Genomic DNA, 12607 nt, shown 5'->3' with positions numbered 1-12607 from the left:
TCTGGCCGGCCCGCCCTATGGGGCCAAGGGGAGGCCGAGTGTAGCGAAAATCGCCGCCGGGATCACGAGTTGAAGGGTTGCATGGGCGGTGCTGCCTCTGACTGGCGCCTTAGCAGGGTGCCAGCGCTACCCAATGCGATCAGCTTGTACATCTTTTCACTACCTGAACCTGGCCGGCCCGCCCTATGGGGCCAAGGGGTGGCTGGGTGCAGCAAAAATAGCCGCCGTCATCACCGGACAGGGGCCATGGCGCCTCTCAGCGCTGGCCCTCGTAAGGGGTCAGTTGCAGTTGATCTTCCCGGATGGCGAAGTGGATGGGGCCGTGTTCTATGTCGACCCTGTTGTGGTGATGGGCCATCTCCACCTCGACGCCGGGGAAGAGACGCTGGGTGGCGATGATGTCCATGTTGGCCATCAGGGTCTGCAGCTCGAGCTGCACCTCGGCAAGCTGCTCGTCAAGGGACTGGCTCTCGTCCAGCTGACGGGTGCGCAGCGCCTTGATCTTCTTCAGGGTCTCGGGATTGCGCTTGTCGCTGGGCTGTTGCAGCAGCCGCAGGATGAGATCCTGCAGCTTGTCGAGCTGCTCCCGGCAGGCCTGCTTGCGTTGACGCAGGGCCTGCTCCTGCTCCTTGTGGCTGAAGTAGCCACCGAGGATCTGCAGCCGGGTCCGGTTCGCCGCCGAGGCCCCGAGCACAGGCGCTATTATGAGCCGGTTGGCGATGTTGATGCCGCCGATGAGGTGGCCCTTGCGCATGGCGCTGTCCCCGACCCTGATGTCCTGGCCGCTGCGGCAATAGCTGTGGCTGAGCTGGCTCTGGATATGGATGTCGCCATCGGCCTCCAGCCTGGCGTACTGGGCATAGCTGGCGTGGATCTCGCCCCCGGCGTTGAGGTGGCAGAGGTACTGGTCCCCCTCCAGCTTGCGTCCTATGATGCCGTTGCGCACCGTGATGGTGCCGCCGGATTCGATATAGCCCCCCTCGACGAAGCCCCCTATCACCACATCACCGCTGGTCTTGATCCTCATGCCGGGCATGACATCCCCGGTGACCAGCAGGGAGCCCTCAAACATGACGTGACCGTGGCGGATGTCGACCTGCTTGACGCTCAGCACCTCATCCACCCTCATGCCGGCCCGTTCCTGGCAAGGCAGCCCGGCACGGGTCGCCAGCAGCAGATCCGGATCCTCGGGGGAGAAACAGGTTCCTTCTCCCGCCGTCATGGCGCTCTCCTTGCCGGAACGGGCCGGCAGCACCTGACCCGTCACCGTGAAGCCGTCTATGCCCTGGGTGGCGGGGTGGCGCCGCATCAGGGGGGCGCCCTCCTTGACGGTGAGCAGGGTGCCGAGATCGCGCATGTCCACCTTGCCGTGGTCCACCTCCTGGGGCTTGAGGATCCGCTCCGCCGCCGTCTCCACCAGCCGCTCCAGGCGGGTATCCAGGCCGTGTCTGGCCGCCTTACCCAGGGCGATGACGGGGTTGAGCCGGGCGCCGGGGGCCGCCTCGCTGGCGGCCTTGATGGCGGCGGCCAGCAGCCGCTCGCTCACCCCCTGCTTGATTGGGCTCGCCGCCACGGCCTCCTGCAACTGCGCCAGGGTCAGGGGGCTGCCGCCCCAGTCGGCGGTGATCTGGGCGCTGGCGCTCATCTGCTCCTTGTCGACCAGGACGAGGAGCCGGGCATCCTGCCGCTGGGCTATGGGCACGGGAGGGTGGGAGGGGGCGTCCGGCTGGGTCAGCAGAGTGTTGAGCAGGGCAACGGCCTGCCGGATCCCCTCGTCGAGGGGCTGATAGCGTCGGCAGTTGGAGAGCCGCAGCAGGGCCAGGACATGTTGCTCCTGGACGGGCTCGGTGAGACCCGGGGTAATGCGCAGACAGACATAGGTCATGTCTGCCGACAGCTGAAACCACGCTTTGCTTAACACCGGGATCCTCCTTCGTTGTCCCGATCCGGCTAGCCCCCCTGTGGCCGGGGGCGGGATCCTTGCCAAAAGCCGATGCCGCCAGGGCGGCCAAGAACCGCAGTATTCTGACATTTCGCCGTCCGGGTCAACGAGCCGAGTGCAAATGGGTGAGCCGGGTTGAGGAAATTCTGTGTGACGGGGAGTTGAGACTGTGACGGTGGCGCGACCGATTGCTGAGTGTCAAATGAGGTGTGTTTGGCGGTATCTGCTGACTATTTCACCGACTGCCGCCCCCGATGGGCATCAAGTTCAGGGTGGCGATACGATTCACCTTGCAAGGGGAGGTTCAAGGGATTTTAATCTGCCGCCGCCCCGAGGCGCTGACGCGGGTCGCCGCCGACCATACTGCCCTCTTGTCCAACCGAACGAGCCCCATGACCGCCCAAGGCCACCTGCTGTTTTCCGTTACCTGCGCCCTGCTTGCCCACAAGGTCGAACTCACTCCGGCCCTGGCCGAAGGCAGCCTGTGGCACATAGTACCCATGGCCCTGGCCAGCGCCCTGCTGCCGGATCTCGATCACCCCCAGTCCCTGCTCGGTCGGCAGTTGCCCTGGATCTCGGGGCCCCTCTCCCGCCTGTTTGGCCATCGCGGCTTCACCCACAGTCTGCTGGCGGTCGGCCTGGGGATATGGGGGCTGGCGCAGTTTCAGGCCCCCGGCCCTCTGTCCGGGGTGATGAAGGACGCGCTCATCGTCGGCTACCTCAGCCACCTGCTCGGGGATTGGCTCACACCGGCGGGCATTCCCCTGTTATGGCCCTGGCGCCGGCGCTTTCGGTTGCCTGGTCTGCCCCTCAAGAGCGGCGGAGGCTACGAGAAGGCCTTCTGCCTGCTGACCCTGGCACTCGCCGGGTACTGGGTGCATGGGAACGCGGGATTCGGCGCCTTCTAGCACTGTATCAGTCGATGCGGCTGGCGGTTCTGGTCAGGGTGAGGTAGTCGGCGAGTACCGGCAGCCCGAGCAGGTGGCGGCGCAGCATGTCGAGGGCGGCGAAGGCGAGGATCCGGCGGCCGCTCTCGGGATCCGGGTGACTTAGCTTCACCCTCTGGCCGATTCGGCGCCCGTCTGCGCACAGCAGCAGCGGCACGCCGCCTGGGCCCGCACTGCCTATGGTAAGGCTGGGTTCCCGTCCGCCCCCCGTCAGTTGGTCGAGCTCGCTCGGGAGGCTGTGGCTGAAGCTGGCCTCCAGCCCCGGATGGGGGTGGCACATGGCCAGCAGGGTGCCCCGACTCTCCCCTTCCTGCAGCCACAGCGGCCGCCCCCCCAGCAGGGCCAGGATCTGCTGCGCCGGCTCCTCGTTCCCCCGTCCCACCAGCCAGGGACTTATCTCCCCGAGCAGGCGCGCCTCGGCGGCCTCCATGTCGGCGGCGCTGGCGCCATGGCCGATGAGTTTCAGCTCGATGAGGGGCATGGAGGAGCGGTAGCCGAGTTCGATGCCCGCAGGCCAGGGCGCCCCATCCAGCTTGTCCGAGAGGGCGGACTCCGAGATGCCGAAGGTATAGAAGCGGCGCAGCTCGGTGTCCGTCTCTTCCCCCGCCAGCGCCTTGAGGCGCGGCAGGATTTGCTCGCGCACCATCAGCTTGAACTCGAACGGCACGCCCGGGGTGAAGAAGAGCCGGCTCTGGCCGTGGCTGGCCGGGTGGCTGACCACGAAGCCGCAGGCGGTGCCGACCGGGTTGTCGAGGATCTCGCAGCCCCGGGGCAGCCAGGCCTGCTTGCTGTTGCTCTGGGCCATGGTGCGGCCCCGGCTGGCGTAGCGTTCGGTCATGGTGGCGAGCCAGTCGGGGAAGAGGGTCAGGGGTTGACCGAAGGCCTCGGCCGCCGCCTGGGCGGTGAGATCATCCGCGGTGGGGCCCAGGCCCCCGCACACCAGCACCACCTCGGCCCGGCTGGCACTCTCCTGCAAGGCGGCCTTCAGATCGGCGAGGTTGTCCCCCACTGTGAGGCGGCGGCGCACCTGCCAGCCCTGTTCCAGCAGCAGGGCGCTGAGCCAGGCGGCGTTGGTGTCCACCACCAGGCCGGTCACTATCTCGTCCCCCGTGCTGATGATCTCGATTCGCATGCAGACTCCTTGGGTGCTGGACCCCGATCAGGGCTTGTTGTGCTCGAAGTAGTAGCTGATCCGGGTACGAGGGTTGAGGTACTCGAACACAGCAGGAGGCAGTCGCTTGGGGTGGATCACCTTGGCAATCGTCAGCTCGGCCTGCTCGAGATCTATGATGGCCGCCTCCTGGCGCGGGATGCGGGGATCGTATACCAGCACGGCGGGGTAGAGCAGGCGGGAGGCGTTGACCGACATCACCAGCCCGACCTGGCCATTGGAGAGCTGCACCACGCTGCCGGGGGGGTAGATGCCCATCAGGCGGATCAGCATGCCGAGGTGGTCGGTGTTGAACTGGGCCTTGCGCTGCTTGTAGAGGTTGCCGAGGGCCGAGTAGGGCACCTTGGCCTGCAGGTGGCAGAGGTTGTCGTACTCGTTGATGAGGGACACTATCTGGGTCAGGGGGTCGAGCTGCTCCCCCCTGAGCCCCTGGGGTCCGCTGCCGTCCAGGTATTCGTGATGGTACTGCACTATGCGCTTCGCCGGCTCCGGGAAGTCACTGGCCAGGCTCAGCAGCTCCAGGCCATAGCGCGGGTGCTGGGCCATCAGGTTCTGCTCCGGTTTGGTCAGGGGGCTTGCCTTGCGCAGGATCTGGCTCGGGATCTTTAGCTTGCCGATGTCGTGGAACAGGGCCCCCATGCCGACCTGGCGAATAGCCTCGGCCGGCAACTTGCACTCCCTGGCCAGCAGCATGCTGAGCACGCTGACGTTGAGGGAATGGAACTGGAGGCTGTTGCCATCCGCGCTGTCGGAGACCAGGTGCAGCACCATCTCGTCCACCGACAGCAGCTGCTCCGTCATGGCGTTGATCAGCTCCTGGGCCTCATTGATGGCGTTGAGGGGGCGGGACTGGATCTTGCCCATCAGGTTGCGCACCTGGGCCAGGGACTGCTGGAAATGTTTCTCGCACTGCTGCAGATCCCGACGATAGCGCTGCAACTGCTCGATGCGCCTGGTCTTCTCCTGCTGCATCTCCTGCTGGCGACCGACGAGATCGTCAGTGCCATCCGGTGCGGGCTGCACCTGATCGAGGGGCTTGGGGGGGGCGTCGCTCTTGTCGGGAATGATGGTCACCAGCTTGAGACCGAGCCGACGGATCAGCTCTATCTCCTCTTCACTCTTGAGTTTGAAGCTGGAAAACAGGAAGGGGTGCTCGCGCCATCCCAGTGGCAGGGAGACGTAATTGCCGACTTGCAGCCGATCTACCGAGATCTTGATTCCTGTCATGGGGTTGGACACGAGAGACACACAGAGCCGTATGCTAGTCAAAGGCAGGGGTGAATACAAAAGGTATCTGATGACAGGATGAGCGCTTTATTATAGGCTTCTAGATGTCCAGACATATTTACCGATGCAGTACAGGGAGTCAGCATGCCGATCAAGATCCCGGACCAGTTGCCCGCCGCCGAAGTGCTGGGGCAGGAGAACATCTTCGTGATGACGGAATCCCGGGCCGTCACCCAGAACATCCGTCCGCTGCGGGTGCTCATTCTCAACCTGATGCCCAAGAAGATAGAGACCGAGATCCAGCTGATGCGGATGCTCTCCAACTCGCCCTTGCAGGTGGATGTGGATCTGCTGCGCATCGACGATCGGGAGTCGAAGAACACGCCCCAGGCGCACCTGGAGAACTTCTATCACGACTTCGAGCAGGTGCGTGGCAACAACTACGACGGCATGATCATCACGGGGGCGCCGCTCGGGCTGGTGGAGTTCGAGGAGGTGGTCTACTGGCCGCGCATCGTCGAGATCATCGAGTGGTCCCATCAGCATGTGACCTCCACCCTGTTCCTCTGCTGGGCGGTGCAGGCGGCGCTGAAGGCGCTCTACGGCATGGAGAAGCAGACCCACGGCGAGAAGCTGTCAGGGGTCTATCGCCACCATCGCCTCGATGAGCACGAGCCGCTGCTGCGTGGCTTCGATGACGAGTTCGTGGCGCCTCACTCCCGCTATGCGGCCTTCGACGGAGACCTCATCCGCGCCCACACCGATCTGCAGATCTTCGCAGAGTCGGAGGAGGCGGGCGTCTATCTGGCGGCGACCAAGGATTGCCGCCAGGTGTTCGTTACCGGCCATCCCGAATACGATGCCCTGACCCTGGACGGGGAGTACCGGCGGGATCTGGCGGCGGGCCTCACCCCGGTCATCCCGGTCAACTACTACCCGGACAACGATCCCGGCCAGACGCCGCGCGCCACCTGGCGCAGCCACGGTCACCTGCTGTTTTCCAACTGGCTCAACTACTACGTCTATCAGCTCACCAGCTATCGGCTGGAGGACATCGGCAAGGTGTTTACCTACGAGCAGCCCAAGGGCTAGGTGACATAGGGTCGGCTCACCCGATATGGTCCGCTATCGCCTGGAGGACATCGGCAAGGTGTTCAGCTATGAGCCGCCCAAAGGCTAGGTGTCATAGGGCCGGCTCACCCGCTATTGATTGGAGGGCATCGGCAAGGTATTCACTTAATCAGCAGCCCAAGGGCCAGGGCGCCCCTCAGTCTGCTCCGGCCAGCCGTCGCCCCCGGGTGTCGAGCCAGTGACGGTGGCAGGCCAGGGTAAAGGCGCCGGGCCGCCGGGCCCGGATGGCGGCCATGGCCTCCGGCTGGGGCTGACCCAGGGTCAGCAGCAGCAGAGCCGCCACCAGCCCGGTGCGGCCGCTCCCTCCGTGACAGTGAATGGCCAGGTGCCTGCCCTCGCGCAGCAGGGAGAGCAGTTGCGGCAGCACGGGAGGCCAGGCTTGCTCGAAGGCTTCATCGGGGGCCTCATCGTCCGCTATGGGCAGGTGGAACCAGGCCATGCTCCTGGCCCTGACCAGTGAGCCGAGGGACCCTGCGCCGCGCGCGGCCAGCTCATCCTCCGTCATCAGCGTGAGCACACCGCCGGCACCGGCCAGCTGCAACTGGGCCAGGGCGAGGGGCATGGCAACCTGCTGGTTGCCGGGGCAGGGGGTGAGCAACAGCTGACCGTCGAGGCGCGGGACCTCCAGGCTCCAGAAGGGGTGGGCACTGAGCATGAGGATCCTTGTCGGTGCTGAGAGGGCGTCAAGCGAACTTGTTGGCCCCCTGTTTGAGTGCGGCACAGCATAGAGGGCGCGGGTGCGATGTCAATCTGCGTTGTGTTCGGCCCGGTTTACGGGCAGAGTCTAAAAAAATTGAGCGATGGAAGGAGTAAAGATGAGAAACCTGGATCAACTGGACTTGGACATCCTGGCCCATCTGTTTCGCGATGCGGGCATGACCAACAAGGATTTGGCGGCCCTGGTCGGGGTGGCTCCCTCCACCTGCCTGGAGCGGGTGCGCAAGCTGCAACAGGACGGGGTGCTGAAGGGCGCTCACTGCGAGGTGGATTATCAGGCCCTGGGCGGCCATATCCAGGCCATGGTCTCCCTGCAGCTGGCGCGCCACAGCCGGCAGATCATTGATGCGTTTCGCGATGCCATACTGGCGTTGCCCGAGGTGATCAGCCTGTTTCACATGGGTGGCAAGGATGATTTCCTGGTGCACCTCTGCGTCGCCGACACCGAGCACCTGCGCAATTTCGTGTTCGATCACTTCACCTCCCGGGAAGAGGTGGTGCACCTCGAGACCTCCCTGGTGTTCGAGCACAGGTTCAGCCGCTCCCTGCCCTGCTTCACCCCCCCCTGATCGCCAGGGAAGCCGCAAAAAACCGCCAGCTGGCGGTTTTTTCGTTTCTGCATCTCAGTTGAGGGCGAGCCTGTCGTCCGGCGCCGTCTGGTAGAGCCCCTGCTGGTAGGCCAGGTTGCCCCAGAGTACCAGGCCCAGGGCGGCATCCTTCATGGCATCCGGCTGAGGAGCCGGGGTGAGGGTCTCGCTGGCATCGTCATAGACGAAACCTTCCGCCGCCCGCTCGGGTTGCAGTATCACCACGTCCTTGCCCCGCATCAGGGCGAAGTTCTTGTCGTACTGCATGATGGCGCGCCCCGGCCAGTCCGCCGGCATCCGGGTCAGATCCTTGCCCAGCATGGGGTAGTCGGCGCTTATGCCCATCAGGGAGAGCAGGGTGGGCGCCATGTCTATCTGGCTGACGATGCGCCTATCCTGTTTCGGCGCTATCCCCTCTCCCACTATGACCCCAGGAATATGGAAGCGGGGGATGGGCACCAGGCTGGCGCCGCCGACCCTGCTGTCGTGATCGGCGATGACCAGGAACAGGGTGTCCTTCCAGTAGTCCGATGCCCTGGCCTTCCTGAAGAACTCGCCGACGGCGTAATCCGCGTATTTGGCGGCGTTGTTGCGGGTCGCCCTGGGCTGTTCGTAGAGGGTGATGCGGTCGTCCGGGAACTCGAAGGGATCGTGGTTGCTGGAGCTGAACACCAGGCTGAAGAAGGGCTTGCCCTGCTTGTGCAGTGCCTCGAAGGTGTCGTTGGCCTTGGCCATGAGATCTTCATCCGAGGCGCCCCATGAGCCCTCGAACACAGGGTTCTTGAAGTCCTTCTGCTCGACTATGGTGGTGAAGCCATTGCCGAGGAAGAAGCTGCGCATGTTGTCGAAGTGGCTCTCGCCGCCGTAGATGAAGCTGGTGTCATAGCCCCGTTGCTTGAGCAGATCCGCGATGGTGAAGAAGTTGGTCTGGCTCTTGCCGAGCTTGACCACGGCCTGGGCCGGGGTCGGGGTGAAGCCGGTCAGCACCGCCTCTATGCCGCGCACCGATCGGGTGCCGGTGGCGTAGAGCTGCTCGAACGCCCACCCCTCCCGAGACAGCGCATCAATATTGGGGGTCAGGGGCAAGCCGCCGAGGGAGCCGACAAACTGGGCGCCGAGACTCTCCTGCAGCAGGATCACCAGGTTCTTCGGCTTGCCGCCATGGCTGGCTTCGTTGAAGGTCTGGCTGGGCAGGATCTCGGAGTTGAAGTCCTGGCCGGGGCGGCCGCTCTCCTCGCGCACCAGTTCCAGGATCCGCTCCCGGGGCAGTTCCCCGTAGAATTCGCCGGCACTCTCCTCGTTGCTCATCTGCTTGATGGCGAAGAAGAGGGAGTAGGCGGAGTTGACCGTCAGGGCGTTGACCAGGGGATCGCTGGCGAATGCCACCATGGCCGGGTTCAGGGCCCTGTGCCCCAGGCTGGAGCGGGCGCCGAGGAAGCCGATGGCCAGGATCAGCAGGGCGAAGGCCGGGCGCAGATGCCAGCGCGGGAAGCTCAGGTGCCGCATCAGGCGCCCGCTCAGCCACCAGCCGCCCCCCAGGGTCAGCAGGCTGAACACCAGGGCCAGCAGCAGTTCGCCCTTGCGGCCCGCCCACAGCATGGCGAGCACCTCCTTCGGGTAGATGAGATATTCGATATAGAGGCGATTGGGGCGCACCCCGTATTCGGTGACGAAGGCGGGGGTGGAGATCTCGAGGAAGAGCATCAGCCAGAGCCCCAGGGTCAGCCAGACCCGGACAAGCTGCAGCCAGGCGCGGCCCGGGGCATGGGGACCGGCCAGCAGCAGGGTGAAGACGGCGGGCACGCCCCACAGCCAGCAGAGGGTGGCAAGGTCGACCCGGATACCTTGCAGCAGCAGTTGTGACCAACCGGCGACGGCGTCGACCCGCTCCTGTTGCCAGAGCCCCAGGCCTGCCCGGCTGGCGGAGAGGGCGATGAGCGCGATCACCGAAAAAATGGCGATGGGCCAAAATGGACCCAGCCAATGTCTTATTTTTGTCATTGTTTTTCCTGATAAAGCCTGTTTTTTGATGCCCATCCGAGGACAGCTTTTTTTATATTGCAGGGTTATGACAATGGGGGCTGAGAAAGGTTGCGGCACAGGGAGCGACCGGGTGCTATTGATAACATTGATTTTTAAATGAGGGCTCCCGGGGGAGCCAAAAGACAGCATAAATGACTGGGCGTTGTGTGATCCCCACTGCAAAGTGCGGCGTGGTGCTTGCCTATAATGGCGCCGGATTTTCTCAATCGGAGCCGAAGGGATGCCGGTCTTTATCGATGTGGAGTATGTGCACGGCTGGTGCCTGTTCGTGGTGCTCTCTGACGGCACCACCGGGGCGCTGGACCTGACCCCCTGGCGCAGCCAGCCCCTGTTTGCCGCAATAGACACCGAGCGTCGCGTCGCCCGGGTCTTCATCAATCGCCGCCACCAGCTGGAGTGGCCCTCGGGCTGCACCCTGTCGGCCCAGGAGGTCTATCACCTGATTGCCCCCATCGACGAGCGCGAGGTCTTCCCCGATCGTAACCCGGGCTGAGAGTGACGGGCTAACTCGTTGAGTCAGGTAACGTTTTCAGTCACAGACCCGCTTTGGCCAGGCCGTTATCATGGCCTCAGGGTGGCGCATTTTGCGCCAGCACCACCACAGCGGGAAGATAACAATGAAACAAGGAAGGTTGCGCCATGGCGGCCTGATCGGGGCCGCCTTGTTACTGACAGCGTGCGGCAGCGGCGGCGGGGGATCCGGCAGCGAGACCCAGCGCCCCGTGGTCAATCCGCCCCCCACCTCGGACAGTCGCGCCTGCTATGGCGATGATCAGCCCGCCTGCAACCTGAGAACCTATCAGGTGATGGTGGAGTCCTTCGTCGATGGCGACGGCAGTGCCAACTACGGCGTCGGCTACGGCCCCTCCAGGCACAACGGCGATCTGCAAGGGATCATCGACAGCCTGGACCACATCAAGAGCCTCAACGTCAACGCCATCTGGCTCACCCCCGTGTTCGACTCCTGCGCCGGTCAGGCGGGGGACGATCGGCTGGATGCCACCGGCTATTTCGCCTGCGACTTCTTCAACGTGGACCCCAACTTCGGCAGCAATGCCCAGTTGAAAAAACTGGTGGAGGCGGCCCACCAGCGCGGCCTCTATGTCTTCCTCGACGGCGTCTTCGGCCACGTCAACAAGGTGGGGGTGAGCAAGCCCTCCCCGGAGGGTCGTCTGCCTGCCCTCAAGAGCGGCGGTGCCGGTTATCCGGGCCAGCTGGTGGATTACAGCCAGCCCGAGAGCCTCGCCTACTTCAAGGAGGTGGCCCGCTACTGGATAGCGCAGTACGGTATCGACGGCTGGCGCCTCGATCAGGCCTATCAGCTGGGGCTGGACGACTGGCGCGCCATTCGCACCGAGGTGGAGCAGGCCAGCGCGGCACGCAAGGCCGCCGGCCAGCAGTGGGGCACTCTGGGTTACATGGTGGGGGAGCTGTGGAAGGGGGCTGACGAGATCCGGACCCAGGCTTATGGCAGCAGCGACAACCCGGCGCTCTCCTCGGCGTTCGACTTCCCGCTGCGCTACGGCCTGGTGCAGGCGCTGGCGGTGGAGGAGTCCGGCAAGGGCGGCCAGGGGGCCAGCGTGCTCGATGCCAGCTGGAACAAGGTGGAGAACTACCCCAATCACGCCATGCCGAACCTGATGCTGGGCAACCACGATCTGGTGCGCTTCGGCGATCTGCTGGAGCGTGGCAACTTCAATCAGGCGGACTACTGGCAGCGCCACAAGGCGGCCTTCAGCTTCCTGGCTGCCCGCTCCGGCCCCATCACCCTCTACTACGGCGAGGAATTTGGCGACGAGGTGCCGGGTTTTGCCAAGCAGGTGAGCGGTGACTGTGCGGCCCAGGGATTGTGCGACGATCACGTGGCCCGCAGCGACGGCAAGGTGCCCGGTGTCACCGGCTTCACCCCGAGCGTCGAGCAGGCCGAGCTCAAGCAGTGGCTTGGGCAGTTGCTGGCCCTGCGCGCCGCCCATCCCGCCCTCTATCAGGGGGAGCGAGTCAAGCTGGTGGCCGATGGCAGCGTCTACGGCGACATCAAGCAGACGGCGGCCGAGCAGATTGTCTACCTGCTCAACCTCTCCACCACGCCTAAAAGCTATGCCCTGCCGGTCGGCAAACTGCGCAGTGGCAGTGCCCTGGTGGACCTGCAAAGCGGCGAGAGTCTGGCGCTGGGTGGCAGCAGCCTGACGGTGGATCTGCCGCCCCTCAGTGGCCGCTTCCTGCTGCTGCAATAAGACGGCAAACAGCAAAAGGGCTCCCGCGGGAGCCCTTCTTGTTGCCTGCTGACGGGAGGATCACTTCTCGAGGCCGCTGCCGAGCTCCTCCTGACGGGGGCTGGCCGGCGCGGCGCGCTCGTTGCCGTTGCGCCAGTGCTCCAGCCGGTTGTGCACCCCGCGGCGCAGGCTCTTGAAGCTGGTCTCCAGGTAGTGAACCCCTACCAGGATCCCCAGGGTCACGCCGGTGAGCAGCACCGCTTGGTGCAGCATTCCCATGCCGATCAGGGCCCCGAGGGCCGCCAGCATCCAGATGGTGGCGGCCGAGGTCACCCCCAGCACCTGACCATCCCGGGTCATCATGACCCCGGCGCCGAGGAAGCCGATGCCGGTGATGAGCTGGCCCAGCACCCGCGCCTGATCCGCAGACTGGGGGCTGACGGCGGCGCCGATGGCGAGAAAGCAGTAAGTGCCGAGCACTATGAGGGAGGAGGTGCGAATGCCGACCGGCTTGCCGTGCAACTGACGCTCCAGCCCGACCAGACCGCCGCACACCAGACAGGCCAGAATGTTGTTCCAGCCAAGGGGCGCTATGTCCCACCACTGCGTTGTCATCATACCCACCTCTG

General features: G+C 64.7%; 11 protein-coding genes. 5 read left to right on the top strand and 6 right to left on the bottom strand.

Going from position 1 to position 12607, the window contains the following annotated elements:
• Positions 1-256: 256 nt before the first annotated feature.
• Positions 257-1921 carry a FapA family protein gene (locus tag WIR04_RS18700; protein ID WP_338888938.1) on the bottom strand — a complete coding sequence of 555 codons (1665 nt, stop codon included), beginning with the start codon at positions 1919-1921 and terminating at the stop codon, positions 257-259.
• 413 nt (positions 1922-2334) lie between these two features.
• On the opposite strand from WIR04_RS18700, the gene WIR04_RS18695 reads away from it, so the two are divergent.
• The gene (locus WIR04_RS18695; RefSeq protein ID WP_025325510.1) at positions 2335-2850 is read left to right on the top strand and encodes a metal-dependent hydrolase; all 516 of its coding nucleotides are present in this window, start codon (positions 2335-2337) and stop codon (positions 2848-2850) included.
• Positions 2851-2857: 7 nt separating this feature from the next.
• Here WIR04_RS18695 and WIR04_RS18690 read toward each other — a convergent pair whose 3' ends face one another.
• Together WIR04_RS18690 and WIR04_RS18685 are read right to left on the bottom strand one after the other, a co-directional pair.
• A complete protein-coding gene (locus WIR04_RS18690) occupies positions 2858-4021 on the bottom strand; it encodes a competence/damage-inducible protein A (protein WP_338888936.1) in 1164 nt (387 codons plus the stop codon).
• A gap of 27 nt (positions 4022-4048) precedes the next feature.
• Positions 4049-5287, bottom strand: a complete 1239-nt coding sequence (locus tag WIR04_RS18685) for an HD-GYP domain-containing protein (protein WP_338888934.1) — start codon at positions 5285-5287, stop codon at positions 4049-4051.
• 144 nt (positions 5288-5431) lie between these two features.
• Between WIR04_RS18685 and metA the strand changes: the two genes are divergently transcribed.
• Positions 5432-6379, top strand: coding sequence for a homoserine O-acetyltransferase MetA (gene metA, locus WIR04_RS18680; RefSeq protein ID WP_025325513.1), 948 nt, complete (start codon positions 5432-5434; stop codon positions 6377-6379).
• 175 nt (positions 6380-6554) lie between these two features.
• Here metA and WIR04_RS18675 read toward each other — a convergent pair whose 3' ends face one another.
• The gene (locus tag WIR04_RS18675; protein ID WP_025325514.1) at positions 6555-7073 is read right to left on the bottom strand and encodes a tyrosine-protein phosphatase; all 519 of its coding nucleotides are present in this window, start codon (positions 7071-7073) and stop codon (positions 6555-6557) included.
• 160 nt (positions 7074-7233) lie between these two features.
• Between WIR04_RS18675 and WIR04_RS18670 the strand changes: the two genes are divergently transcribed.
• The gene (locus tag WIR04_RS18670; RefSeq protein WP_338888930.1) at positions 7234-7704 is read left to right on the top strand and encodes an Lrp/AsnC family transcriptional regulator; all 471 of its coding nucleotides are present in this window, start codon (positions 7234-7236) and stop codon (positions 7702-7704) included.
• A 54-nt stretch (positions 7705-7758) separates the two neighbouring features.
• Here the strand turns inward: WIR04_RS18670 and WIR04_RS18665 are convergent, their stop codons facing one another.
• A complete protein-coding gene (locus WIR04_RS18665; RefSeq protein ID WP_338888928.1) occupies positions 7759-9723 on the bottom strand; it encodes an LTA synthase family protein in 1965 nt (654 codons plus the stop codon).
• A gap of 262 nt (positions 9724-9985) precedes the next feature.
• Here WIR04_RS18665 and WIR04_RS18660 point away from each other — a divergent pair, with 262 nt between their 5' ends.
• Positions 9986-10258 (top strand): DUF2442 domain-containing protein, encoded by a 273-nt coding sequence (locus tag WIR04_RS18660; protein WP_338888926.1) that lies wholly within the window; start codon positions 9986-9988, stop codon positions 10256-10258.
• A gap of 124 nt (positions 10259-10382) precedes the next feature.
• Positions 10383-11999: an alpha-amylase family protein gene (locus WIR04_RS18655; RefSeq protein WP_338888924.1), complete on the top strand. Its 1617-nt coding sequence runs from the start codon at positions 10383-10385 to the stop codon at positions 11997-11999.
• A gap of 60 nt (positions 12000-12059) precedes the next feature.
• Here the strand turns inward: WIR04_RS18655 and WIR04_RS18650 are convergent, their stop codons facing one another.
• Entirely contained in the window at positions 12060-12596 is a 537-nt protein-coding gene (locus WIR04_RS18650) for an MgtC/SapB family protein (RefSeq protein WP_338888922.1), read from the bottom strand.
• Between the last annotated feature and the right edge of the window lie 11 nt (positions 12597-12607).

The sequence above is a fragment of the Aeromonas rivipollensis genome (genome assembly GCF_037811135.1).
Taxonomy (GTDB): Bacteria; Pseudomonadota; Gammaproteobacteria; order Enterobacterales; family Aeromonadaceae; genus Aeromonas; species Aeromonas rivipollensis.
The sequence above is the reverse complement of the archived record's forward strand: the minus strand, read 5'-3'. Positions and strand labels throughout refer to the sequence as shown.

Excerpts from the sequence above, each read along its gene's own strand:
- WIR04_RS18690 (WP_338888936.1), bottom strand. The coding sequence starts at position 4,021 with ATGCGAATCGAGATCATCAGCACGGGGGACGAGATAGTGACCGGCCTG.
- WIR04_RS18695 (WP_025325510.1), top strand. The coding sequence starts at position 2,335 with ATGACCGCCCAAGGCCACCTGCTGTTTTCCGTTACCTGCGCCCTGCTT.
- WIR04_RS18685 (WP_338888934.1), bottom strand. The coding sequence starts at position 5,287 with ATGACAGGAATCAAGATCTCGGTAGATCGGCTGCAAGTCGGCAATTAC.
- WIR04_RS18675 (WP_025325514.1), bottom strand. The coding sequence starts at position 7,073 with ATGCTCAGTGCCCACCCCTTCTGGAGCCTGGAGGTCCCGCGCCTCGAC.
- WIR04_RS18670 (WP_338888930.1), top strand. The coding sequence starts at position 7,234 with ATGAGAAACCTGGATCAACTGGACTTGGACATCCTGGCCCATCTGTTT.
- metA (WP_025325513.1), top strand. The coding sequence starts at position 5,432 with ATGCCGATCAAGATCCCGGACCAGTTGCCCGCCGCCGAAGTGCTGGGG.
- WIR04_RS18660 (WP_338888926.1), top strand. The coding sequence starts at position 9,986 with ATGCCGGTCTTTATCGATGTGGAGTATGTGCACGGCTGGTGCCTGTTC.
- WIR04_RS18655 (WP_338888924.1), top strand. The coding sequence starts at position 10,383 with ATGAAACAAGGAAGGTTGCGCCATGGCGGCCTGATCGGGGCCGCCTTG.
- WIR04_RS18650 (WP_338888922.1), bottom strand. The coding sequence starts at position 12,596 with ATGATGACAACGCAGTGGTGGGACATAGCGCCCCTTGGCTGGAACAAC.
- WIR04_RS18665 (WP_338888928.1), bottom strand. The coding sequence starts at position 9,723 with ATGACAAAAATAAGACATTGGCTGGGTCCATTTTGGCCCATCGCCATT.